At 75.4% G+C, this 23,692-nt stretch carries 22 protein-coding genes; 7 read left to right on the forward strand and 15 right to left on the reverse strand.

From position 1 onward, the window contains the following. Window positions 1–5 precede the first annotated feature (5 nt). Window positions 6–1,379 (forward strand): cobyrinic acid a,c-diamide synthase CobB, encoded by a 1,374-nt coding sequence (locus ABD345_RS13740; protein ID WP_425556812.1) that lies wholly within the window; start codon window positions 6–8, stop codon window positions 1,377–1,379. A 66-nt stretch (window positions 1,380–1,445) separates the two neighbouring features. On the opposite strand, the gene ABD345_RS13745 is transcribed toward ABD345_RS13740, so the two are convergent. Next, window positions 1,446–3,116, reverse strand: coding sequence for a DUF4190 domain-containing protein (locus tag ABD345_RS13745; protein WP_344552296.1), 1,671 nt, complete (start codon window positions 3,114–3,116; stop codon window positions 1,446–1,448). A 149-nt stretch (window positions 3,117–3,265) separates the two neighbouring features. Here ABD345_RS13745 and ABD345_RS13750 point away from each other — a divergent pair, with 149 nt between their 5' ends. The 3 genes from ABD345_RS13750 to ABD345_RS13760 all read left to right on the forward strand — a co-directional run bounded on the left by ABD345_RS13750 (window position 3,266) and on the right by ABD345_RS13760 (window position 6,043). Next, window positions 3,266–3,916, forward strand: a complete 651-nt coding sequence (locus ABD345_RS13750) for a GntR family transcriptional regulator (RefSeq protein WP_344552297.1) — start codon at window positions 3,266–3,268, stop codon at window positions 3,914–3,916. Between the two features lie 5 nt (window positions 3,917–3,921). Next, window positions 3,922–4,404: an OsmC family protein gene (locus tag ABD345_RS13755; protein ID WP_344552298.1), complete on the forward strand. Its 483-nt coding sequence runs from the start codon at window positions 3,922–3,924 to the stop codon at window positions 4,402–4,404. A gap of 139 nt (window positions 4,405–4,543) precedes the next feature. Then, a complete protein-coding gene (locus tag ABD345_RS13760) occupies window positions 4,544–6,043 on the forward strand; it encodes an alpha/beta hydrolase (protein ID WP_344552299.1) in 1,500 nt (499 codons plus the stop codon). A 131-nt stretch (window positions 6,044–6,174) separates the two neighbouring features. Here the strand turns inward: ABD345_RS13760 and ABD345_RS13765 are convergent, their stop codons facing one another. Both ABD345_RS13765 and ABD345_RS13770 read right to left on the reverse strand, forming a co-directional pair. Further along, window positions 6,175–7,833, reverse strand: a complete 1,659-nt coding sequence (locus ABD345_RS13765; protein ID WP_344552301.1) for an ABC transporter permease — start codon at window positions 7,831–7,833, stop codon at window positions 6,175–6,177. Continuing rightward, a complete protein-coding gene (locus ABD345_RS13770) occupies window positions 7,830–8,804 on the reverse strand; it encodes an ABC transporter ATP-binding protein (RefSeq protein ID WP_344552302.1) in 975 nt (324 codons plus the stop codon). The genes ABD345_RS13765 and ABD345_RS13770 overlap by 4 nt, the downstream gene beginning before the upstream one ends. A 99-nt stretch (window positions 8,805–8,903) precedes the next feature. On the opposite strand from ABD345_RS13770, the gene ABD345_RS13775 reads away from it, so the two are divergent. Next, a complete protein-coding gene (locus ABD345_RS13775) occupies window positions 8,904–9,401 on the forward strand; it encodes a GbsR/MarR family transcriptional regulator (RefSeq protein WP_344552303.1) in 498 nt (165 codons plus the stop codon). 60 nt (window positions 9,402–9,461) lie between these two features. Here the strand turns inward: ABD345_RS13775 and ABD345_RS13780 are convergent, their stop codons facing one another. The 3 genes from ABD345_RS13780 to ABD345_RS13790 all read right to left on the reverse strand — a co-directional run bounded on the left by ABD345_RS13780 (window position 9,462) and on the right by ABD345_RS13790 (window position 12,864). After that, complete coding sequence (locus tag ABD345_RS13780) at window positions 9,462–10,550, reverse strand: TolB family protein (protein WP_344552304.1); 1,089 nt, start codon at window positions 10,548–10,550, stop codon at window positions 9,462–9,464. 91 nt (window positions 10,551–10,641) lie between these two features. Then, window positions 10,642–11,964 (reverse strand): MFS transporter, encoded by a 1,323-nt coding sequence (locus ABD345_RS13785; protein ID WP_344552305.1) that lies wholly within the window; start codon window positions 11,962–11,964, stop codon window positions 10,642–10,644. Between the two features lie 6 nt (window positions 11,965–11,970). Continuing rightward, complete coding sequence (locus ABD345_RS13790) at window positions 11,971–12,864, reverse strand: alkaline phosphatase family protein (protein WP_344552306.1); 894 nt, start codon at window positions 12,862–12,864, stop codon at window positions 11,971–11,973. Between the two features lie 285 nt (window positions 12,865–13,149). On the opposite strand from ABD345_RS13790, the gene cobC reads away from it, so the two are divergent. Beyond that, on the forward strand, window positions 13,150–14,628 hold the full coding sequence (gene cobC / locus ABD345_RS13795; RefSeq protein WP_344552307.1) for an Rv2231c family histidinol phosphate aminotransferase CobC: 1,479 nt from the start codon (window positions 13,150–13,152) through the stop codon (window positions 14,626–14,628). A gap of 186 nt (window positions 14,629–14,814) precedes the next feature. On the opposite strand, the gene ABD345_RS13800 is transcribed toward cobC, so the two are convergent. From ABD345_RS13800 to ABD345_RS13820, 5 genes are all read right to left on the reverse strand, one after another. Next, window positions 14,815–15,591 (reverse strand): MOSC domain-containing protein, encoded by a 777-nt coding sequence (locus tag ABD345_RS13800; RefSeq protein ID WP_344552308.1) that lies wholly within the window; start codon window positions 15,589–15,591, stop codon window positions 14,815–14,817. After that, the gene (locus ABD345_RS13805; protein WP_344552309.1) at window positions 15,588–16,124 is read right to left on the reverse strand and encodes an HAD domain-containing protein; all 537 of its coding nucleotides are present in this window, start codon (window positions 16,122–16,124) and stop codon (window positions 15,588–15,590) included. The genes ABD345_RS13800 and ABD345_RS13805 overlap by 4 nt, the downstream gene beginning before the upstream one ends. After that, window positions 16,121–17,281: a M48 family metalloprotease gene (locus ABD345_RS13810; RefSeq protein ID WP_344552310.1), complete on the reverse strand. Its 1,161-nt coding sequence runs from the start codon at window positions 17,279–17,281 to the stop codon at window positions 16,121–16,123. Before ABD345_RS13810 ends, ABD345_RS13805 begins: the two co-directional genes overlap by 4 nt. An 83-nt stretch (window positions 17,282–17,364) precedes the next feature. Continuing rightward, entirely contained in the window at window positions 17,365–18,297 is a 933-nt protein-coding gene (locus ABD345_RS13815; protein ID WP_344552311.1) for a MerR family transcriptional regulator, read from the reverse strand. A 34-nt stretch (window positions 18,298–18,331) separates the two neighbouring features. Beyond that, window positions 18,332–18,838: a hypothetical protein gene (locus ABD345_RS13820; protein WP_344552312.1), complete on the reverse strand. Its 507-nt coding sequence runs from the start codon at window positions 18,836–18,838 to the stop codon at window positions 18,332–18,334. A gap of 164 nt (window positions 18,839–19,002) precedes the next feature. On the opposite strand from ABD345_RS13820, the gene ABD345_RS13825 reads away from it, so the two are divergent. Further along, window positions 19,003–19,764, forward strand: a complete 762-nt coding sequence (locus ABD345_RS13825; RefSeq protein ID WP_344552313.1) for a GNAT family N-acetyltransferase — start codon at window positions 19,003–19,005, stop codon at window positions 19,762–19,764. Between the two features lie 89 nt (window positions 19,765–19,853). On the opposite strand, the gene glnII is transcribed toward ABD345_RS13825, so the two are convergent. The 4 genes from glnII to ABD345_RS13845 form a co-directional block, all read right to left on the reverse strand. Continuing rightward, a complete protein-coding gene (gene glnII / locus ABD345_RS13830; protein ID WP_344552314.1) occupies window positions 19,854–20,876 on the reverse strand; it encodes a glutamine synthetase in 1,023 nt (340 codons plus the stop codon). 206 nt (window positions 20,877–21,082) lie between these two features. Further along, a complete protein-coding gene (locus ABD345_RS13835) occupies window positions 21,083–22,033 on the reverse strand; it encodes an SCO1860 family LAETG-anchored protein (protein WP_344552315.1) in 951 nt (316 codons plus the stop codon). Between the two features lie 224 nt (window positions 22,034–22,257). Further along, a complete protein-coding gene (locus ABD345_RS13840; RefSeq protein WP_344552316.1) occupies window positions 22,258–22,935 on the reverse strand; it encodes a uracil-DNA glycosylase in 678 nt (225 codons plus the stop codon). A gap of 46 nt (window positions 22,936–22,981) precedes the next feature. Next, the gene (locus ABD345_RS13845; protein ID WP_344552317.1) at window positions 22,982–23,479 is read right to left on the reverse strand and encodes a hypothetical protein; all 498 of its coding nucleotides are present in this window, start codon (window positions 23,477–23,479) and stop codon (window positions 22,982–22,984) included. Window positions 23,480–23,692: the final 213 nt, after the last annotated feature.

The raw sequence follows: 23,692 nt of genomic DNA on the forward strand, positions 1-23,692 counted from the left end.
GCAACGTGATCCCGCGGCTGGTGGTGGCCGCGCCGTCCTCCGGGGCGGGCAAGACGACGGTCGCCACCGGCCTGATCGCGGCGCTGGCCGCGCGCGGGCTGGAGGTCTCCCCGCACAAGGTCGGCCCCGACTACATCGACCCCGGCTACCACGCGCTGGCCGCCGGGCGCCCGGGCCGCAACCTGGACGCCTGGATGAGCGGCCCGGAGCGGATCGCCCCGCTGTTCGCGCACGGCGCGGCCGGGGCGGACGTCGCGGTGGTCGAGGGCGTGATGGGCCTGTACGACGGGGCCGCCGGGCGGGGCGAGTTGGCCTCCACCGCGCAGGTCGCCAAGCTGCTGCGGGCGCCGGTGGTGCTGGTGGTGGACGCCTCCTCGCAGTCCCGGTCGGTGGCGGCGCTGGTGCACGGTTTCGCGTCCTGGGACCCGGAGGTCCGGCTGGCCGGGGTGATCCTGAACAAGGTCGCCTCGGACCGGCACGAGACGCTGCTGCGCGAGGCGCTGGAGGAGGGCTCGGGCGTGCCGGTGCTGGGCGCGGTCCGCCGGGCCGGGGCGGTCGACACGCCCTCCCGGCACCTGGGCCTGGTCCCGGCCGTGGAGCGCTCCGCGGAGGCGCTGCGGGCGGTTCGCGAGATGGGCGAACTCGTCGGCCGTTCAGTGGACCTGGACGCGGTGCTGGCGCTGGCCCGGACCGCCCCGCCGCTCACCGCGGCCCCCTGGGACGCGGCGGCCGAGGTCGAGCCGACGGCCGGCCCCCGGCCGCGGATCGCCCTGGCGGGCGGCGCGGCGTTCTCCTTCTCGTACGCGGAGAACGCCGAACTGCTGGCCGCCGCCGGGGCCGAGGTGGTGCCCTTCGACCCGCTGCACGACGAGCGGCTGCCGGAGCGGACGGCGGCGCTGGTGATCGGCGGCGGCTTCCCCGAGGTGTACGTCTCCGAGCTGAGCGCCAACGCGGCGCTGCGCGCGGCGGTCGCCGAGCTGGCCGCGAGCGGGGCGCCGGTGGTCGGTGAGTGCGCCGGACTGCTGTACCTGGGACGGGAGTTGGACGGCCTGCCGATGTGCGGGGTGCTGGACGCCACGGCCCGGATGACCCCCCGGCTGACCCTCGGCTACCGGGAGGCGGTGGCGCTCGCCGACTCCCCGCTGGCGGTGGCCGGCTCCCGGGTGCGCGGCCACGAGTTCCACCGCACCGCCGCCGACCCGGCGGCCGGCCCCTCCCCCGCCTGGGGCTGGCGCACCCCCGCCGGACCGCACACCGAGGGCCACCTGCACGGCTCGGTGCACGCCTCGTACCTGCACCTGCACTGGACGGGCGCGCCCGCGCTGCCGTCCCGGCTGGTCCGGCAGGCCGCCGCGTGGGCGGCCGAGCGGGGCCGCTGACGCCGACGGGGTCGTGGCACCGGCTCCGGGAGAGCCGGTGCCACGACCCCGTCGGGCTGCCGCGGGTCAGACCGCCTGGCCGGAGGAGGGCTTGCCCGGTTCCTCGTCCAGGGTGGTCAGCTCCAGGGCGCGGCGCAGGTCGATGATGTACTCCTCGCCGAGGTGCTGGTAGCCGGTCGACAGTTCGTCCTCGACGGTGCCGCTGTCCTGGGCGACCGCGGCGGCCCGGAAGTGCTGGGACGCGACCGCGGTCTCCTGCACCAGCCGGCTGACGGTCGCCTGGTCGACGCCGCGCCAGTGCGCGGTTCCGAGCGCCGAGGACTGCGCGTCGGCCCCGGCGGCCAGCTTCCGGGCCCAGGCGCGGAACGCCTCCGGGTCGTCCGCGACGTCGAGGTCCTCGTCCGGCTCGTCGACCCAGAGCCGGTCGAGCTGGTTGGTGGCCTCCAGGAACTGCACCTGGTCGGAGGTCAGGTTGCTGCGGTCCTTGCGCAGCGAACCGGTGGTCGGCTTGCTCGACTTCAGGTAGCAGACGATCTGGCGGCCGCCGACCTCGTTCCAGGTCTCCCGGTCCGGGTAGGAGGCCGGCATGCCCGTCGTGTCCGGGATCGACCACAGGTCCATCACGTACTGGTCCACGTGCTGCGAGCAGAGCTGCTTGGCCTCCTCCTCCAGCTTCCTCGCCCCCGGGTAGCCGCCCGTCGTGGTGGACACGCTGCTCCAGAACGCCTCGGCGTTGTGGGGCAGCGAGCAGTCGGACTTCTTGACCGCGGTGTCGAACCTCAGGTCCGCGCAGTCGCCGGCGTTCAGCCGCAGCGCCGAGTCCGGCGCCAGCCCGCCGCTGCTGCCCGAGGAGCCGCCGCGGGTGTCGGTGTGGAAGTAGACGGTGTTGCCGACGATCGCCAGGACCAGCAGCAGCAGCCAGACCGCGCCGATCACGATGCCCGAGACCGCCAGGCCCTTGCCGCGCTCGCCGGTGCGCTTGATCTGCACCAGCGCGGCGACGCCCAGGCCGATGGCGAGGATGCCGAGGTAGCACAGGAAGCTCACCACCAGCGTGGCGATGGCCAGGCCGTTGGTGTACCCGGCCCGCGACGGCTGCTGGTACACCGGGTAGCCGGGCATCCCGTACTGGCCGGGGTACTGGGGCGCGCCCTGCTGGGGCGGCGGGGCCGTGCCGTTCCCCCACGGCTGGTGGAAGCCGGTGGGGGCCCACGGGTTGGCCGCGGTGGCGGGCCCGGCGGGGGCCTGCGCCGCGCCGGGAGCCTGGGGCGCGCCGGGCGGCGTCGCCCCGGTGGGCGCGGCCCACGGGTTGGCGGCGGCCGGGACGGCGGCGGGGGCCGGGCCCTCGGGAGCGGCGGGGGCCGGGACGGTGACCGGGGCCGGGACGGCGGCCTCGACGGTGGTCGGAGCGGGGGCGGGGGCAGCGGTCGGAGCAGGGGCGGGGGCGGCGGGCGCCTCCTGGGCGGCGGGCCGGGCGGCGTCGGTGTCGCCGTCGCCGTCGGTGCCGCTGCCGGTGTCACCATCGGTCCCGATCCGGGGGTCGGTGTCGGTGCCGTCGGCGGCCCGCCCGGAGTCGTCGCCGCCGGATATGCCGGGCTTCGCGAACGAGACCGCGGCCGGGGCCGGAACCGGGGCGGGGGCGGGTTTCTCCAGCGAGAGCGCGGGCGGGGCGGCCGGGGCGTCGTCCCGAGCGCCGTCCGGGCCGTCGTTCCCGGGTCGCTCCTGGTCGAACGGCATTGGGTGTTCCCCCCTGCGAGTGGTACGGGTCGAGGCTGCGCGAATATAGCGGACCGCACCGTCCGCGTCCCAACGGGTTACCCCGCCGCGTCCGGAGGCCCCGTCCGCGACCGTTGCATGCAGTGCATGCAGAGCTCTACGCTGGGCCCGTGCAGACCGAGAGCACCCGCCTGCGGTTGCGGGAACTGATCCTGGACGGCCACTACCCGCCGGGGGCGAGGGTGGGCGAGGTGGAGGTCGCCGAGGCGCTGGGGGTGAGCCGGACGCCGGTGCGGGAGGCGTTCCGGGCGCTGGCCGCGGACGGGCTGCTGGCCGGAGCCGGGCGGGGCCTGCGGGTGGTGCGGCTGGACGACGAGGAGCTGTCCCAGGTCTACCGGGTGCGGGCCGCGCTGGAGGCGCTGACGGCCGAACTGGCGGCCGAGCGGCAGCGGGCGGGACGGCTCGCCCCGGCCGAGCTGGCGGAGCTGGCCGCCCTCGCCGACCGCACCCACCGGGCCACCGCGGACGGGCGGTTGACCGAGGCGGTGCGGCTGAACCGGGGCTTCCACCGGCGGATCGCCGAACTGGCCGCCAACCCGGTGGCGCTGCACGCCCTGGACCGGCTGTGGGACCAGATCCAGGTCTCCACCCTGCGCTCCCTGCACGCGCCCGCCCGCACCGACGTGGTCGACGCCCAGCACCGCGACCTGCTCGACGCGATCACCGCCGGGGACCCGGCCGCCGCCGCGGCGGCGGCCCGCCGGCACGTCCTGGACACCCGCGCGGCCGACCGGCCGACCGCGGACGACGACAAGGAGTGACCCGCATGGCCTTCTCCCCCGCGCACCACTACGCGGTCCGGGTCGAGTGGACGGGCGACCTCGGCACCGGCACCGACCACTACCGCTCCTACCGGCGGGACCACACGGTGTCGGCGGAGGGGGTGCCGGACATCCTCGGCAGCTCCGACCCGGCCTTCCGCGGCGACCGCTCCCGGTGGAACCCGGAGCAGTTGCTGCTGGCCGCGCTCGCCCAGTGCCACATGCTCTCCTACCTGCACCACTGCGCGCTCAACGGCGTCGTCGTGCTGTCCTACGCGGACGACGCCGAGGGCACCATGGTCACCGAGGGCAACGGCGGCCGGTTCACCGAGGCGGTGCTCCGGCCGCGGATCGAGATCGCCGCGGAGCCGATGCGCGAGCGGGCCGTGGCCCTGCACGGCCCGGCGTCCCGGGACTGCTTCATCGCCTCCTCGGTGAACTTCCCGGTGCGCCACGAGCCGGTGGTGACGGTCCGCGCCGCGTCCTGACCGGTCTTCAGCTCCACCTGAGGCATCGTCAACCTCCATGGTGGGGCTGGCTGCAGTGCGCTCCCTGGAGCGGGCCGCAGGGAGAAGACGGAGGCTGGCGGGATCGTGCGGCCCGGGGTCCGGGGCGAAGACTTGCGGCATGCGAATCCTCCACCGGGGCGCCGCCCTCGCCGCCGCCACCACCGTCCTGCTCGGCCTCGGCGCACCGCTCGCCCCGGCCGCGCCCACCACTTCCCCCGCCGCCGACCGGCCGGTCTGGGGCGCGTGCCCGGCCGGCACGCCCGACGCCCGGCAGCAGTGCGCCGAGCTCACCGTCCCGCTCGACTACGCGCGGCCCGACGGGCCGTCCGTCTCGCTGGCGGTCTCCCGGATCTCCACCGCCCGGCCCGAACTGCGGCGCGGGGTGCTGGTGCTGATACCCGGCGGTCCGGGCGGCTCCGGCCTGAACGGGCCGAGCAGCGCCGCCGGGCGCCTCCCCCGCTCGGTGCTGGACAGGTACGACCTGATCGGCTTCGACCCGCGCGGCGTGGGCCGCTCCACCCCGCTCGACTGCGGCTTCGACCACGCCGACCTGGCGCACAGCCACACCCTGCCCTGGCCCGCGCCCGACGGCGGGATCGACGCCAACCTGGCCACCGCCCGGCGGATGGCCACGGCCTGCGCGGCCGACGGCGGGGAGCTGGTGCGCAGCATCAGCACCCGCAACGAGGCCCGGGACGTCGACCGGATCCGGCAGGCCCTCGGCGAGCGCCGGATCTCGCTGTGGGGCGTCTCCTACGGCACCTACGCGGGCGCGGTGTACGCGACGCTGTTCGCCGACCGCACCGACCGGGTCCTGCTGGACAGCAACGACGACCCGGACCCGACCAGGGTGGAGCGCGGCTGGCTGGCCAACTACGCCACCGGCGTGGCGGACCGCTTCCCGGACTTCGCGGCCTGGGCGTCCTCCCCCGCCGCGGGCGAGCACCGGCTCGGCGACACCCCGGAGCAGGTCCGCGCCGCCTACCTGGCCGCCGCCGAGCGGTTGGACGGCGCACCGCTGCCCTGGCCGGGCGCCAACCCGGAGCAGCTGGACGGCAACGCGCTGCGCTCGGCGATGCTGGAGAGCCTGTACGCGGACGCCAAGTTCCCCCGGCTCGCCGAGCTGGTCCAGGCCGCCCGGGGCCGCCGCCCGCTGCCCGCCCCCGACGGCGCGCCGGAGGCCGCGGTGCGCAACGGCACCTCGGTCTCGCTCGCCACCCTGTGCAACGACGTGTCCTGGCCGCGCGAGCCGGGCTCGTACGCCTCGGCGGTGGCCGCCGACCGGGCCGCGCACCCGCTCACCGCGGGCATGCCGGTCAACGTGACGCCCTGCGCGTTCTGGCCCTGGAAGCCCGCCGAACCGCCGGTGCGGATCGACTCCCGCGGGCCGTCGAACGTCCTGCTGGTGCAGAACCTCCGGGATCCGGCCACCCCCTACTCCGGCGCGCTGAAGCTGCGTGCCGCCTTCGGCGACCGGGCCCGGATGGTGGCGGTCGACTCCGGCGGCCACGACGCCTACCTGGCGAACGGGAACGCCTGCGGCGACGCGCTGGTGACGGAGTTCCTGGCCACCGGCCGCCGCCCCGCGCGGGACGCGCTCTGCCCGAAGGCCGGGTGAGGCCCGTGGTGCGCGCGGAACGGCGGGCGCGCGGGGCGACCCGGCCCGGGGACGCCTCGCCCCGGATCGCCCCGGGCCCGGTCGCCCCGGCCCGGATCGGCTCAGCCCGGGGCGGCTCAGCCCCGGCCGGCTCAGCCCAGGTCGCGGCGGCGCAGGCCCGCCAGGGCGGCGGCGGTGGTCAGGGCGGTCAGGGCGGTGATCCACAGCAGCGGGGCGGCCTCGACCGGCCCGCCGGGCAGGTGCGGGAGGTGGCTGAACGGGGAGAGGTCGAGCACGCCCTGCGGCAGTTGGAGGATCGGGCCGAGCCAGGAGACCAGCACGAACACGCCGAAGCCGGTCCAGCCCGCCGCCGCCCAGCGCGGCAGCAGGCCGTACCCGGCGAGGGCGACGGCCGCGGTCAGCCAGACCGCGGGGAGCTGGACGAGCGTCGCGCCGAGCATCCGGCCGACCGCCCCGCCGGTGCCGCCGCCCAGGGCCAGCCCCTCGGCCAGGCCCGCCGCGGCACCGGCCGCGGCCAGCAGCAGCGCGGTGCCGAGCAGCGGGAAGAGCAGGTGCCCGGCGGCCCAGCGCAGCCGGGAGACCGCGCCCGCCAGCACGGGTTCGGCCCGGCCGGAGACCTCCTCGGCCCGCATCCGCAGCACCGCCTGGACGGCGTACACGGCGGTGACCATGCCGAACACGGTGGCGATGCTGGACAGGTAGGCGTTCAGCACACCGTCCCGGCCGCCGATCCGCGCCAGCACGTCGGCCATCTGCCGGTTGTCGCCGATCAGGTCGACCACGCCCTTGGCGACGCCGCCGAACACCGCGCCGGCGACCGCCAGGGCCAGCGTCCAGCCGAGCAGCGGGCCGCGCTGCAGGCGGCGGGCGAGCGCGGCGGCGCTCGCCAGGCCGGGGGCGGCGGCGGCCGGGCCGGGGCGCTGCGGGAGCAGTCCGGCGCCCAGGTCGCGGCGGGCGACCAGGGCCCGGGCCAGCGCGGTGAGCAGGGCGGCCCCGGCCAGCGGGAGCAGCAGCACCCACCAGCGGTTCCCGGCGAACGCCCGGACCTGCTCGGACCAGCCGAGCGGGGAGAGCCAGCCGACCCAGCCGGTGCCCGCGCCCGAGTCGCCGACGGCGCGCAGCACGAAGGCGGCGCCGATCGCCGCGCCCGCCAGGCCGTTGGCGGCCCGTCCGGTCTCGGCGAGCTGGGCGGTGACGGCGGCCAGCGCGGCGAAGAACAGGCCGGTGCAGCCGAGCGCGAGGCCGAAGGCGGCCGCGCCGGCCGCGTCCTGACCGGCCGCCAGCAGGGCGGCGGCGACCAGCGCGGCCAGCGCCGCGTTCGCGGTGAGCGCGGCGGCCAGCGCGGCGGTCAGCGGGGCCCGGCGGCCGACGGCGCCCGCGCCGATCAGCTCCAGGCGGCCGTCCTCCTCCTCGGCCCGGGTGTGCCGGACGACCAGCAGGGTGGACATCAGCCCGGCCAGCACCGCCCCGAACACGCCCATCCGCCACGCGGTCAGCCCGCCCGTGGTGGAGCCGTCGAAGATCGGGCCGTACAGGGCGCGCAGCGAGCCGTTGCCGTCGATGCCCGCCGCGAAGGTCCGCCGGGACGCCTCGTCGCCGTACAGCTTGCGGAAGGAGAAGACGGTGGAGGCGACCATGCCGGTGCCGACGTACACCCACACCGGCAGGGCGATCCGGTCGCGGCGCAGGGCGAGGCGGTAGAGGACGCCGGTGCCCGCCAGGTCGTGGCCGCCGGGGGCGGCGGGGGTGGTGGCGACGGGGGCGGGGGCGTTCAGGACCCGGCCGCTCATCGGACGACCGCCGCCGTGGGTTCGCCGCCGGGGCCGCCCTCGCTCCCGCCGCCGTTCCCGTCGTCGGCCCCGCCACCGCTCCCGTCTTCGCTCCCGCCGCCGTTCTCGTAGTGCCGCAGGAAGAGCTCCTCCAGCGTGGGCGGGCGGCTGGCCAGGGTGCGCACGCCCACCGCGTTGAGTTCGGTGAGCAGCGTGCCGAGCCGGTCGGTGTCGACCTGGCAGCGCAGCCGGTGGCCGTCCACGGCCAGGTCGTGGACGTAGTCGGGGCGGGGCGGGGGGCCGGCCAGTTCGGCGTCGATCGAGGTGCGGGTGAGGTGGCGCAGGTCGGCGAGGGTGCCGGTCTCCACGGTGCGGCCGGCCCGGATGATCGAGACCCGGTCGCACAGGGCCTCCACCTCGGACAGGATGTGGCTGGAGAGCAGCACGGTGGCGCCCCGGTCGCGGGCCTCGACGACGCACTCGCGGAACACCTCCTCCATCAGCGGGTCCAGTCCGGAGGTCGGCTCGTCCAGGATCAGCAGGTCGACGTCGGAGGAGAACGCGGCGACCAGCGCGACCTTCTGCCGGTTGCCCTTGGAGTAGGTGCGGCCCTTCTTGGTCGGGTCGAGTTCGAAGCGCTCCAGCAGCGCCGCCCGGCGGGCCGGGTCCAGTCCGCCGCGCAGCCGCCCGAGCAGGTCGATCGCCTCCCCGCCGGAGAGGTTGCGCCACAGCGTCACGTCCCCGGGGACGTAGGCGAGTCGGCGGTGCAGCGGCACCGCGTCCCGCCAGGGGTCGCCGCCGAGCAGGGCGGCCGTGCCGGAGTCGGCGCGCAGCAGGCCGAGCAGGACCCGGATGGTGGTGGACTTGCCGGAGCCGTTGGGCCCCAGGAACCCGTGGACCTCGCCCTGCTCGACCGTGAGGTCCAAGCCGTCCAGGGCGCGGGTGCGGCCGAAGGTCTTCACCAGGCCGGACACCGAGATGGCGGTTGTCATGAGACCGAAGCTACTCTGGTTTCACAAATTCGTGAAGTTACTGAAAGCCCTGGATCTTCGCGGTGTCAGGGGTGTGCGGGACGGCGGAAGGCGGGCGGCGTGGGCGGGACGGACGGGGTCGGGACGGACGGGGTCGGGCGGCGGGATCCGGCGGTGGTGGGCGAGTTCGTGGAGCGGTTCGCCGCCGTGCTGGTGGACGCCGGGTTCCCCCGGATGCCCGCCCGGGTGTTCACCGCGCTGCTGACCTCCGACTCCGGACGGCTGACCTCCGCCGAACTGGGCGAGCTGCTCCGGGTCTCCCCCGCCGCGGTGTCCGGCGCGGTCCGCTACCTCGTCCAGGTCGACCTGGTCCGCCGCGAGCACGAGCCCGGCTCCCGCCGCGACCACTACCGCATCCACGACCACGTCTGGTACGAGGCCACCACCAACCGGGACCGCACCCTGGCCCGCTGGGAGACCGGCCTGGTCGAGGGCATCGCCGCCCTCGGCGAGGACACCCCGGCGGGGCGGCGGCTCGCCGAGTCGCTGGAGTTCTTCGGCTTCCTGCGGGTGGAGCTGGCCCAGATGATGGACCGCTGGCGCGCCCGCCGCGCCTGACGGCCGGTCAGCGGGAAGCGCGACCGGCGGCCCGGGGCTCCGCTTCCCCGCGGCCGGACGTCAGCCCAGGTAGGCGGGGGCGACCGCGGAGCGGACCAGGACGGCGGGGGTGCCGGTGCCGTCGGCGGGGACGGTCCACAGGTCGGAGCCGTAGTCGCCGGGCATCGAGTAGAGCAGGGTGTGGTCGTCGGACCACAGCGCCTGGTCGTCGATGTTGCGCTGCTCGGCGGTCGCGGTCTCGGTCATGGTGGCCAGGTCCAGCACGTACAGCCGCCAGGGGGCGGCCGGGTCGGCGCCCTCGACCCGCTTCTTGTAGGCGACCCGGGTGCCGTCCGGGGAGAGCGAGGGGCACTCGACGTTCTGGTGCAGGGTGGTGAGGGTGCGGGCGGCCAGGTCGCCCTTGACCAGGTGGGTCCGGCCGCCGGTGGCGACCGTCGCGTAGAAGGAGCCGTCGTCGGCGAAGGTGACGCCCCAGACGTTGACGTCGGACGCCTGGACCCGGTGTCCGTCCTCGATCACCTGGAAGTTCTCCAGGTTGTCGTAGAACTGCCAGGTCCGGGTGTCGACGATCGCGGTGCGGGTGGAGAAGTTCGTGCCCGCGTACGAGTCGCCGCTGACGAACACCGTCCAGCCGACCAGGTGCCCGGACGGCGAGACCCGGGCCCGGGTCGGGATGCCCGGCGCGGGGAAGCGCCTGAGCTCGTGCAGCGAGGAGTCCAGCACCGAGGCGTGGTAGGTGTCGTCCAGTGCGCCGTGCTCGGCCTGCAGGCAGATGCCGGTGCCCGCGGCGGCGTGGAAGCGCAGGCACTTGACGCCGGACGCGGTGCGCGGGCCGTCGGGGGCGTCGGCGGGCACCGAGGCGATCTCGTCCCGGTGCGGGCCCCAGGCCAGGTTGCGCAGCAGCAGTCGGCGGCCGCCCGCCGCGTCCAGCGAGAGCGGGCCCTCGCTGACCGGCGGGCCGCCCGCCTGCTCCTGGTCGCGGCGGTCGGAGCGCTGCGCGGCGTACCACACGGTGCCGGTGCCGACCCCGGCCAGCAGCAGCACGGCGACCAGCAGCACCAGCAGCTTGCGGCGCAGCGGGGAGGTGCCGTCCGGCCGGGGTCCGGGCGCCTGCTCGGAGACGGGGTCGGCGGTGGCGGGAGCGGTCATCGGGAGGCCCTCCGGGTGGAAAGTGCGGGCGGGTGGGGGCAGTGGCGGGACGTCAGGCGGCGGCGGGTCGGGCAGTGGGTCGGGCAGTGGATCAGGCGGCGGGGCCGGTGGCGGCCGCCGGGTCGCGCAGCAGCCGGGTCGCGGCGAGGGCGGTGACGGCGAGGGCGGCCGCCGTGACGGCCAGCGCGGGGCGGGGGCCCCACAGCGACCAGGCGGCGCCGAAGGCCAGCGAGCAGGCGAAGCGGGCCAGCGCCTGCCCGGTGCCGACCAGGGCCTGGCCGGCGCCCTGCTGGCCGTCGGGGACGGTCGCGGCGGTGGCGGCGGCCAGCACGCCGTCGGTGGCGGCGTAGAAGGTGCCGTGCAGCAGCAGGACCAGCGCCGCGGCGGGCACCCCGTGCAGCGGGGACAGCACGACCGCGTAGCCGCAGAGCAGGACGGCGTGGCCGAGCAGGAACAGGGTGCGGCGGCCGATCCGGTCGGCGACCAGGCCGAGCGGGACGGCCAGCAGCAGGAACACCGCGGCGGTGCCGAGCGGCAGCAGCGGGAACAGGTGCGCGGGCAGGTCGAGTTCGCGCTGCAGCAGCAGGTAGAGGAAGGAGTCGCTGACGGTGGTGAGGCCGAGCAGCACGGCGGCCAGGGTGAGCCGGCGCAGCGCGGGCCGGGACAGCAGGGCGAGCGCGTCGCGCAGCGTGGGCTTCGGCGCGGAGGCGTCGGCCGCCGGGAGGCCGGCCCGGGTGATCCGGCCCGGGACGAACAGCACCAGCAGCAGCACGCCGAGCACCGCGACGCAGCCGGAGACCGTGAACACGGCGCCGTAGCTGGAGCGTTCGGCCCGGTCGTCGGCGATCCGCAGCACGGCGAAGGCCAGCAGCGGGCCGATCAGCGCGCCGGTGGTGTCCATCGCGCGGTGCACGCCGAACGCCCGGCCGCGGTGCTCGGGGGCGGTGGCCAGCGAGATCATCGCGTCCCGCGGGGCGGTGCGCAGGCCCTTGCCGGTGCGGTCGACCGCCAGCACGCCGCTGATCAGCGGCAGGGTGTGGACCAGCAGCAGCAGCGGCTTGCACAGCGCGGACAGGCCGTAGCCGAGTCCGGCGACCAGTTTGTGGCCGCGGCCGCCGCGGTCGGCGAGGTGGCCGCCGAGCAGGCGCACCAGCGCGCCGACGCCGTTGTTGATGCCGTCGAGCAGGCCGAAGCCCAGCGGGGACAGGCCGAGCGCGGTGACCACGTACAGCGGCAGGACCGCGCTGACCATCTCGGAGGAGACGTCGGTGACCAGGCTGACCGCGCCGAGCGCGAGCACGGTGCCGGGAACGGCGGCGGTGACGGCGGCGGCGGGGCGCCGCCCCGGACCGGCGTCCGGGGCGGCGTCCGCGGCGCGGTCACTCTTGGTGGAGCGGGCGTCCGCGAGGTACATCAGGCGTCAGTTCCAGATGCCGGTGATGTCGGCGGCGGAGGCGGCGTTGCCCGCGTGGGTGCTCAGGCCCGCCAGGTCCTCCAGGGTGCGCAGCACGTTGTAGTGGTTGTAGGTGGTGGCGCTGCTGGAGCCCGGGGTGACGTGCTGGCCGTAGACGACGGTCGGGATCCGGTTGCCGGAGAGGCTGTTGTCCTCGTCGAAGGTGACGATCAGGATGCTGTTGTGGGTCTGCGCCCAGGTCGCGTAGGCGCCCAGGTTGTTCTTGAGCCAGGTGTCGCCGGTGGTCACCGAGCAGTCGTGCATGTCGTTGCACAGGTTCGGCACCACGAAGGAGACCTTCGGCAGCGTGGTGTAGTCGGTCGGGAACTGGGCCATGGTGTACGCGGTGTTGGTCGGCACGTTGGAGAAGCCGAACCACGGGTTGTGCTTCTGCGCGTACTTGGTGCTGGAGTTGGAGCAGACGGTGGAGCCCTGGCTGGGCAGGCCCTCGTTGTACGAGCCCCAGGTCTTGCCGGCCGCGATCAGCTCGGAGGCCAGGTTGGCGGCGCTCTTCGAGCCGACGCCCACGCAGCTGTCGTCGGTGCGGCCCTGGTTGGAGCCGGAGAACAGCATGTAGTAGTTCGGCTCCGACGGGTGGGTCAGGCCGTAGGACTGGGTCAGGTTGGCGCCGCCGGCCTTCAGCGTGTTGTTCAGGTAGGGGGCGCTGGAGCTGCCGATGACCTGGCTGTACGCGTGGTTCTCCATCACCACGACGATCACGTGGTCGGGGGTGGGCAGCGCGGCGGCCTGCGCGGTGGAGCCGGTCGCGGCCCACAGGCCCAGCGAGGCGGCGGTGAGGGCGACGGTGCTGCCGATCGCGGTCAGGCGGCGCTTGGCACGACGGCTGAGCTGAACGGACATGGCAGAAGTCCTCCGGGGAGAAGCAATGTACGGGACAAGGGTGGTGGAGCGCCGGAAACGCTAGGGCCGCCTCCGTGACGGACGAATGCCGCCCGACGTGAAGAACAGGCGAACGGTTGGCTGTGCAACTTCGGCTCCCCGGCGCTTTTCGGCCAGCCGGGCGACGCTTCTCACAGCTGTCCCGATTGACCCTGCTCGGACCGACATGGTGGGATTCCCACGGCCCGGCGGCGGCACCGGACCGGGCCGCACGGAACGGAACGGACAGGGAGGGCCGAGCACCACGTGGACGGCGCACCCCACCCCCCGGCGTGCGCCCACGGCGTGGTGCTCGGCCTCGGCCTGCGGCGCGGCACCCCAGCCGCCGAGGTGCTCCGCGCCGCCGACGCGGCCCTCGCCGCACTCGGCCTCGACCGCACCGCCGTCACCCGGGCCGCCACCCTCGACAGCAAGCTGTTCGAACCCGGACTGCGCGCCGCCGTACGGGAGTTGGGCGTCCCACTGACCGGCCACCCGGCCGCCGTGCTGGCCGCCGCCGAAGTCCCCGGCGGCTCCGCCCGGGTCGCCGCCGCGGTCGGCACCCCCAGCGTCGCCGAGGCCGCCGCGCTGGTCACGGCCGGACCCGGCGCACACCTGCTCGCCCCGCGCACCGCGACCGCCTCGGCCACCGCGGCGCTCGCCGCCCCGCCCCCAGGCTCCCCAGGAGGACAACAGGTGAACCAGCAGCCCGATCTGCGCCATCACGGCGACGCCGAAGTGCGCGCCGCCGGGCTGGTCGACCTCGCCGTCAACGTCCGCACCGGCACCCCGCCGCCCTGGCTGCACGCCCACCTGGCCGCCACCCTCGCCGACCTCGCCGCCTACCCGGACGGCACGGCCGCCCGCGCCGCGGTCGCCGCCCGGCACGGCCGCCCGACCGGCGAGGTGCTGCTCACCGCGGGCGCGGCCGAGGCGTTCGTGCTGCTCGCCCGGGTCCTGCGGCCGCGCCGCGCGGTGGTCGTGCACCCGCAGTTCACCGAACCCGAGGCGGCGCTGCGCGACGCCGGGCACACCGTCCACCGCGCCCTCCTCACGCCGGAGCAGGGCTTCCGCCTGCTGCCCGGGGCGGTCCCCGAGGACGCCGACCTGGTGGTGGCCGGCAACCCCACCAACCCCACCTCCATCCTCCACCCGGCCGCCGCCCTCGCCGAGCTGGCCCGGCCCGGCCGCACCCTGGTCGTCGACGAAGCCTTCATGGACACCGACCCCGGCGAGACCCAGAGCCTGGCCGCCGTCCGCGACCTGCCCGGCGACGTGGTCGTGCTGCGCAGCCTCACCAAGACCTGGGGCCTGGCCGGCCTGCGGATCGGCTACCTGCTCGCCCCCGCCCCGCTGGTCAGCGCGCTCGCCGCCGCGCAACCCCTGTGGCCGGTCTCCACGCCCGCGCTGGCCGCCGCCGAGATCTGCTCCGCCCCCGCGGCCCTGGCCGAGGCCGAGCAGGCCGCCCGCACCACCGCCGCCCACCGCGCCCACCTGCTGGCCGGCCTCGCCACCGTCCCCGGCCTGCGCGTCCACGGCACCCCGGCGGCCTCCTTCGTCCTGGTCCACCTCCCGGGCGCCACCACCGTCCGCGCCCGCCTGCGCGAAGCCGGCTACGCCGTCCGCCGCGGCGACACCTTCCCCGGCCTCGGCCCCGACTGGCTCCGCATCGCCGTCCGCGACCCGGCCACCACGGACGCCTTCCTCACCGCCCTACGGGAGCATGCACCGCCAGGGGCTCGGTAACAACGGCGGGATCCACCATCAGGGGCTCGGGGAACGGCGAGTCCGTGCTGCTGAAGGCCGGAGCCCATCGAAGGTCCGTGCTGCTGCGTGTCTTCAAGAGAACCGGAAGCCGATGCGCTGGGCGGCAGTGAACCGTCAGCAGCCTGGGCCTCGCCGTTCCCCGAGCCCCTGGTGGTGCATGCTCGCTCAGCGCAGCGCGACCGCGTCCCCCACCCCGACCGTCCCCGGCGCCACGACCTGCGCGTACACGCCGACGCACGGCAGCGGGGGCATCCCGGGCAGCGGGTGGACCCGGTTCTCCCGGGCGGGGCGGCGCAGGGCCTCCGGGTCCGGGGGCAGCGGGCCGTGCGCGAGGGTGGGGATCGCGCAGCGGGGCGTGGCGGCGATGACGCGCAGTCGCAGCTCGGGGCCGACGGCGAGTTCGCGGCCGACCCAGGCGTTCTCGGCGTACGGCGGCCCGTCGTGCTCGATCACCAGGTTGGGCCGGTAGCGGGCGGCGGGGGTGCCGGCCAGGCTCGCGGTGGTGATCAGGTGCAGCGGGGCGAAGTCGAAGAAGCTGCCGGGTTCCGCCGCCGCGCCGAAGTCCTGGACGGTGTGCTCGACTTCGGCGTCGATCCCGGCGGCGAGCACCTGCTCGGGCACCGAGCGGTGCAGCACCGTGCCGGGCGGCCGTTCGTCGATCAGCCGGACGGGGCGGCCGAGCAGCGCGGAGATCCCGGCGTCGTCGAGCGCGGTGCCGTCCGGCCCGGTGATCCGCACCCCGTTCTCCAGCCGTTCCGCGCGGAGCGTGAGCAGGCGGCGCCAGGTGCGGGGTTCCTTCGCGCTGGCGATCCGGCCGTCGGTGAGGTCGAGCAGGGCGTAGCGGCGGTCGCCGTCGAGGCCGTGCGCGTCGATCCGGGCCCGGGGGACGGTTTCGCCGAGCAGCGACTTGACGGGGTGGCGGTGCAGCGTGGCGATCCTCAACTCCCGTTCACCTCCGCCCAGTCGGCGAGCAGCGCGAAGTCCGCGGGCCGCAGGCCGCACCGGTGGTCGACGGTCAGGGTCAGGGCCGGGGCGGGGTGGTGGGCGGCGATCCAGGCGGTGTCCCGGGGTTCGATCTCGTCGTCGACCCAGGCGAACGGGCGTCCGGCGGCGTGAGCGACCAGGTGGCGGGTCTTCCAGTGCAGCCCGTCCGGATCGTCGTGGTGCATGGACGGCCAGTCCACGTACGGGAGTTCGGGCAGGCCGAGGAGCGGGGCGAGGTGCTCGTTGGCCTCGTCCTTCCAGGTGGTGGCCCAGACCAGCTCGTAGCGCAGGGCGAGCAGGGCGGGGCCGTGGTCGGGGTGCAGCCAGACCCGCAGCGGCCTGGGGTTGCGGATGCCCGCGGCGTGCTGGCGTTCGCGCCAACTGCGCACCGGGACGCGATGAGTGAGGTACCCCTCGGGGCGGCGGTAGGGGCTGCCGACGTACGGGGCGAGCGGGCCGTCGACGTCGAGCATCAACAGGGGGCGGGTCACCGGGCCTCCCGGGCGGTGAGCCAGTTCCGGGCGGCGGCGATCCGCCGGCCGGTGCTGGGGTGGGTGGCGAGCAGCAGTTCGACGGCGCGGGGCGGGTACGGGTCGGCGACGTTGGCGACCGCGAGGCGGCGCTGCATGGCGATGAACTGCGGTGCGTCGCCGGTGAGTTCGAGGGCGTGCCGGTCGGCGCGGGCTTCGATCCGGCGGCTGGTCGCGCACTGCACGGGGGTGCTGAGCGCGCCGAGCAGGGCGGCCAGCGCGGCCAGCAGCGGCAGCGAGCGCGGGTCCTGGGCGGTGTCGGCGCCGGCCGCGTCCAGCAGTGGGCGCCAGGCGAGCAGCGCGGCCAGCACCGGGACGACGACGGCCGCGCCGAGCGCGCCGAGGACGGTGCCGGTGGCGACGTCCCGGTGCTTGACGTGGCCGAGTTCGTGGGCGGCGACGAGTTCGATCTCGCGCGGCTGCGCGGTGGACAGCAGGGTGTCGTAGACGACGATCCGCCGGGTCGGGCCGAAGCCGGAGACGTACGCGTTCAGCGCGGTGGTGCGGCGGGAGGCGTCGGCGACCAGCACGTCGCGCACCGCGATGCCGTCGCGGCGGGCCAACTCCAGCAGGGCGGTGCGCAGTTCGCCGTCGGGCAGCGGGGAGAAGCGGTTGAAGAGCGGTTCGAAGACCAGCGGGTGCAGGAAGGACAGCGCGACGGTCAGCAGTGCGGCGGCGGCCGCGGCGGGCAGCCACCAGTGGTCCGGCGAGCGGCCGATCAGCGCGTACAGGCCGAGTGCGAGCGGCAGGAACAGGGCGAGCGCGACGCCGGTGCCGCGCAGCGCGTCCACCGCCCAGCCGGCCCAGCCCTGGGTGACCAGGCCGTACCGGGCGGAGACCGCCCGCACCCGGGCCGAGAACGGCAGCGTCACCACCCGTCCGAGCAGCACCAGCGCCGCCGCGCCCGCCAGCACCTCGGCCGCCCAACCGCCGCCGAACCAGCCGCCGACGGCACTCACCAGGCCCGCCCCGGCGGCCGTGAACCCGAGGACGGCGCTCAGCGCGAGCGAGGCCAACTGCCCGCCCAGCGCCCACGGCAGCCGGGCGCGGCGCAGCGCGCGGCCGCGCTCCCGCTCCTGCGGGGTGAAGTCGCCCTCGGCGGGCGCGGTGTCAGCCATGGGACCAGCCTAGGGCGCCCCGCCCTCCGCCGTCCGGCCGAGCGCCCTACACCCCGCCCCCGGCCGAGCGCCCTGCGCCCTGCTTATCCGGCCGCGCGCAGGGCGGCCGCGAACCAGGCGAACACGGGGGCGAGTTCGGGCGGGGCGGGCCAGCCGTTGATCCGGGACAGCAGGGCCCAGTAGCGCTCGACCCGGGGGTCGGCGGCGACCTCCAGCCGACGCAGGATCCACCCGCGCAGCGCGGCGTCGTCCGGGCGGCCGAACGCCTCGGCGTAGCGGGCGGTCAGTTCGGCGACCACAACAGCGGCGGCGGGGGACCCGGGGGCGGTGCCGGCGGCCAGCGCGGCGCCCACCGATTCCCTGACCCGTTCGGTGAGTTCGTGGTGCAGGCCGGTGGTGTCGCCCTCGGCGCGCTGCTCGGCCTGGTAGGCGGCCATCCGCCGGAGCGCGGCCCGGAAGTCCTGGTCGCCGGTGAGTTCGGCGAGTTCGGCCCAGGCGGTGAGCTGTTCGGTGCCGGGGTCCTCGGGCAGTTCGGGGACGGCCGCGCGGAGCACCGCGACGAGTTCGGGGTTGGCGTCGGCGGTGCCGAAGGTGTCGTCGACGAACTCCTCGATCAGGCGGCGGCGTTCCTCGGCGGACAGTCGTAGCAGGCGGTGCATCAACGCGGTCTCCTCAGGGTCGGTTCCGTGTTCGGCGACGGCCCGCAGTACGGCCCGCTGCCGGCACAGCGTGCGGATCCGCAGGTCGATGGCGTCGGCGTGCGCCCGGGCCACCCGGGCGAGAGTCTCCTGGCGCTCCAGGACCCGCCGCACCGCGTCCAGCCCGAGGCCCAACTCGCGCAGGGTGCGCACGAGTTCGAGCCGGGCCAGGGCCTCGGCGCCGTACCGCCGGTAGCCGGCCGCGGTGCGGTCGGTGGACGGCACCAGGCCGGTGTCCGAGTAGTACCTGATGGCCTTCACCGTCAGCCCGGTGCGCCGCGCCAGCACGCCGATGGTCAGCAGCCCGTCCTCGTCCATGCCCGCCCTCCTGCCGTCTCCCCCGACGGGAGACTCAAGCGGCGGCGGCGGGTGACGCGCCGGCGTCCGCCTCGACGCAGGGCGAGAAGACGCGCAGTTGGAGCGTCTTGCTGGGGTCGCTGCTCTCGCTCAGTTCCACGGTGAAGTCGTCCCCGGGGTTGTCGTACCCCCAGGTGTCGGGTTCGTCGTCGTCCCGGGGCTCGAAGCCCAGCTCCGTCATCTTCCGGTGGAACGCCGCGATGAGCTCCTTGTTCCACTCGGCCTCCCGGGAGACCAGCGACGTGACCACGCCCAGGACGACCCGGACCCGGGTGCCCTCGCCCCCGTACTCGCACACGTCCGTGATCACTTTGCGGACCGGGGTCTCCCCCTGGTGCTCGCCGAGCACGGCCCGCCGGATCCCGGTGTCGTAGGCGATCAGCTGCCGCCGGACCGCCTCGTTGGTGGGCAGCAGGCTCGGCCGCGCGGCGGGGGGCCGCACGCAGGAGGTCAGCAGCAGGGCGACCGCGGCGGCCGCGATCACCGCCTTCAGGTGTCGCAAGGTCGTTGTTCCGCCCGTCCGGTACGCGCGCGCCGGGCCGTCCGGCGGCGCGGCCGGATCCTAGCCAGCCCAACGCCCTCGGCGCGAAAGGGTTTTCCGTCCCCGCGCGGGCCGGTACGACAAACCGCTCGAACCGGGCGGAGCGGTCGGCCTACGATGGGCCGATGAGCGAGGAGAGCCTGCGGGTCGCCCTGGAGTTCCGTCGCGCCTTCGCCCGGCGGCAGGCCGCCGAGGTGGTGGAGGTGCCGGGCGGGTTCGGGGTGCTGAGCGCGGAGTTCGCCTACTCGCACGAGCACAACCAGCTGCTGCTGGACGCCCCGCCGAGCGGGACCGACGTGGCGGGGCTGGCCGAGCGGGTGCTCGGGCACCTGGGGCACCGGCGGATCTCGGTGTTCGACGACGCCTCGGGGCTGGCCCTCGCCCCCGGCCTGGCCGCCGCCGGGTACCGGCACGAGACCGAGCTGGTGATGGTGCACCGGGGGCCGCTGCCGCCCGGCGGCGGCGCCGGGCCGGTCGGGCCGGACGAGCTGGCCCCGGCCCTGGAGCGGCAGTGGCGGCACTGGCTGCCGTGGGCGCCGGACGACTCGATCGCCCAGCTGGTGAACCGGCGCACCGCCCGCGCGGCGGGCGCCGAGCGGGTGCTGACGCTGGCCGCCCGGGACACCGACGGCGAGTTCGGTTCCTGGGCCGACCTGTACCAGGACGCCGCGGGCACCGCCCAGATCGAGGACCTGGCCACCGCCGAGGAGCACCAGCGCCGCGGCCTGGCCGACGCCGTGCTGGCCACCGCGCTGCGGCTGGCCGCCGACCGCGCCCCCGGCGGCCTGCGCTTCCTGGTCGCCGACGCCGAGGACTGGCCCCGGCACTGGTACGCCCGGCGCGGTTTCGTCCCGGTCGGCCGCACCCACGGCTTCGTCCTGTCCTGAGCCCTGCCGGGGCGCCCCGGCAACGACGACGGCGCCCGCCGTCCCCCTCACGGGGAGCGGCGGGCGCCGTCGTGCGGTCAGCGGGCGGATCAGACCTGGCCGGCCTTCTCCAGGGCCTCGCAGCAGGTGTTGACGATCAGGCGGGTGACCACGTACGGGTCGACGTTCGCGTTCGGGCGACGGTCCTCGATGTAGCCCTTCTGGTCCACCTCGACCTGCCACGGGATGCGGACCGAGGCGCCGCGGTCCGACACGCCGTAGGAGTAGACGTTCCACGGGGCGGTCTCGTGCTTGCCGGTCAGGCGGGACTGGATGTCGTCACCGTACTGGTTGACGTGCTCCAGGACCTTCTCCTGGGAGGCGCCGAGCGACTCGCAGGCGGTGATGATGGCGTCGTAGCCCTCGCGCATCGCCTTGGTGGAGAAGTTGGTGTGCGCGCCCGCACCGTTCCAGTCGCCGCGGACCGGCTTGGCGTCGAGGGTGGCGTCGATGCCGAACTCCTCGGAGGTGCGGTAGAGCAGGTAGCGGGCGATCCACAGGTCGTCCGAGACGGTCAGCGCGTCGACCGGGCCGATCTGGAACTCCCACTGGCCGGGCATGACCTCGGCGTTGATGCCGCAGATCGCCAGGCCGGCGTCGAGGCAGCGGTCGAGGTGCAGCTCGACGATCTCGCGGCCGAAGACCTCCTCGGCGCCCACGCCGCAGTAGTAGCCGCCCTGCGGGGCCGGGTAGCCGCCCTCGGGGAAGCCGAGCGGGCGGGAGCCCTTGAAGAAGGTGTACTCCTGCTCGATGCCGAAGATCGCCTCCTGCCCGGCGTAGCGCTCGGCGACCTCGCGCAGCGCGGCGCGGGTGTTGGTCACGTGCGCGTCACCGTTGGTCTCGAAGACCTCGCACAGCACCAGGATGTTCTCGCCGCCGCGGATCGGGTCCTTGACGACCTTCACCGGCTTCAGCACGCGGTCCGAGGCGTGACCCTCGGCCTGGTTGGTCGAGGAACCGTCGAAGCCCCAGGTGGGGATCTTGTCGGCGTTCGGCAGCACCCGGGTCTTGGAGCGAAGCTTCGCGGTCGGCTTCGTGCCGTCGATCCAGATGTACTCGGCCTTGATCGCCATCGCGGTGATCCTCACTGCTTGGGTGGTGGGTGCCCGCGTAGCGTCGCAAGCCGCCGTTTCCCGGTTGTTCCTCCTATGTAACGCCCATGTGAACCAACGGTCCGCAGCGGCGCGCTCACCCTCGGAGAGATCCCGTCTCGCGATGCGGGCGCGCCACCGGGACACAAGGGGCAGAACGGGCTCCGCCCCGCGCGGCGACCGGACGGTCAGCGGTGCCGGGCGTGCGCCGCGCGGCGCCGCCGGGTCATCCACACCGCCGCGCCGCCCGCCACCAGCAGCGTGCCGCCGCCCGCGGCCAGCACCGTGCTCCCGGAGGAACCGGTGTACGCCAGTTCCTCCCCGTCCGCCTTCGGCACCGCGCGGTTCTGCCCGGAGGCCGAGGCCGACGCCGGGGCCGACGTCGAGGGCGAGGCCGCGGGCGAGGAGACCTCCGCCACCGGGGCGACCGCCGCCACCGGCTTCTCGCAGGACACCGAGGCGACCGTCACCGTGCCGTCCACCTTGGCCACGTTCAGGTTGAGCGGGTTCAGCACCACCTTCACCTCCAGCGCGGAGGCCGCCGCCGTGCTGGAGGTCACCGTCTTCTTGGCGAACTCGACGTCCACCGAGCCGATCGCCGGAACGTCCACGTGGGTCGGCGAGTTGAGGCCCACCGTCACCGACTTCCCCAGCACGGTGAGCTTCGCGGGCGCGGTGACGCTGGCGGTCGGCACCCCGTCCACCGGGCAGCTCACCTCGCTGCTCATCGCCTCCAGCCCGAGCAGCGTGGTCAGCGGCAGGCCCGGCACGTGCACGTCGGCGTCCACCAGCTTCACGGACGCGGTGGCCAGCCGGTCGTCCACCTTGGTGACCGACTTGCCGACCTCGGCCTTCACCAGCGTCACCGGCCGGCCGCCGTCCACCCCGTCCACCTTGGCGGTCAGCATCGCGCCGTCCCGCTGGGCGGGCGACTCCACCTTGTTGAGCGCCACGTCCACCGGGACGTTCACCGCGTTCAACAGCGTCACGTCCAGGGCCAGTTCGGCGGTCACCGCACTGGCCCTCCCGGATTTCGCGGGCGTACCGGCATCGGCGGCCGAGGCCGGGGACAGCGGCAACCCGACCGTGAGCGCGGACGCCGCCAGGGTCGAGACGGCAACCGAACGCAGAACAGACATGACAGGAACCCCCACGCGTGGTGAACGGTAGAGCGCGCCCGCAACCTCACCCGGCGGACCGCACGGGGAGGGGACTCGCGCTCTCGACTGCCGTCAGTCTCTTCGAACAGCGCGTCACTCCAGCAACACAGAGCGTCATTTCACTCCTTCGGGTGAGGTTGACGCTCTGGACTGACCGTTTCCGGTTCCGGAACGACGGCTTCCCGCCAGGATCCGGCCGTCGATCAGGGCAGGCGCCAGTCGACGGGCCGGCCGCCCTGGCGGACCAGCAGGTCGTTGGCACGGCTGAACGGACGGGACTTGAAGAAGCCGCTGTTCGCCGAGTAGGGGCTGGGGTGCGGCGACTCGATGCAGGGGACCTGGCCGAGCCAGGGCTTCAACTCGCGGGCGTCACGGCCCCAGAGGATGGCGACGAGCGGGCTGTTGCGGGCGGCGAGCGCCTTGATCGCCTGCTCGGTGACGGCCTCCCAGCCCTTGCCGCGGTGGCCGTTGGTCTTGCGGGTCTGGGTGGTCAGGGCCCGGTTGAGCAGCAGGACGCCCTGGTCCGCCCAGGGGGTGAGGTCGCCGTTGGAGGGGGCCGGGAGGCCGAGGTCCTCGCTGTACTCCTGGTAGATGTTGGCCAGGCTGGGCGGTACCGGCCGGACCTCGGGCGCGACCGAGAAGCTGAGGCCGACGGCGTGCCCCGGGGTGGGGTACGGGTCCTGGCCGACGATCAGCACCCGGACGTCGTCGAACGGCTGCTGGAAGGCGCGCAGCACCTGCGGGCCGGGCGGCAGGTAGGTGCGGCCGGCGGCGATCTCGGCGCGCAGGAAGTCGCCCATCACGGCGACCTGTCCGGCGACCGGTTCGAGGGCCTTGGCCCAGCCGGGTTCCACTACTTCGTGCAAGGGTCGAGCAGCCATGGCAGAAGCCTATCGGCCGCACTGACAAGCGGAGTTCGCCAGGTCCTCAGGGCTGTTCCCGGCCGCACCGGAAGGGCACCCCGAGCGCGGCGGCGGCCTGCCGGCCGAGCAGTTCGGCGGCCGCCTCGACGGGGCGCCGGTGCGCGGCCCGGGGGTCGTCGCGCAGGCAGCGGTCGGCGGTGTCGGCGTCCACCGCGGCCGGTTCCGCGTCCGCGGTCTCCCCCACCGCGACCGCCCGGAACAACCGCCCGCCGGCGCCGTACCCGCCCGGGCGGGCCTCGACGGCGAGGACCGGCTGCCGGAGCAGGACCGCCCGGCGGACCATCGCCCACCGGTCGACCCCCAGCCCGGCGGGCGGACGCACCACGGCGGCCCGCGCCCCGACGATCGCCGCCGCCTGCGGCAGGCTCGCCCCGGCCCGGCCGCCCTCGACCGCCCGCAGGGACAGCGCACCGCTCCCGCCGCCCCGCACCAGGTCGTCCACCCGCTCGCGCAGTTCGGCGGGCAGCGCCTCCCACCAGGCGAACGCCCGCTCGTCCGTCATCCCGACCGGCCGCTCGGCGTCCCCGACCGGCGCCTCTAGGGCTCGTATTCTGTTGTGATCATTCTGGGAAGTTGCCCTCGCGGCGCGGCCTGATCCGGTAGACCGTGTTCCGTGACGCGAGTGCAACTTTCCGATGCGGAGTGGGAGTTCATCAAGCCGTACCTGCCGATCGGCGAGTACGGTCCGTATCCCGAGCGGCTGCGCCGGCAGTTC

The sequence above is a fragment of the Kitasatospora saccharophila genome (assembly GCF_039529925.1).
GTDB classification, from domain to species: domain Bacteria; phylum Actinomycetota; class Actinomycetes; order Streptomycetales; family Streptomycetaceae; genus Kitasatospora; species Kitasatospora saccharophila.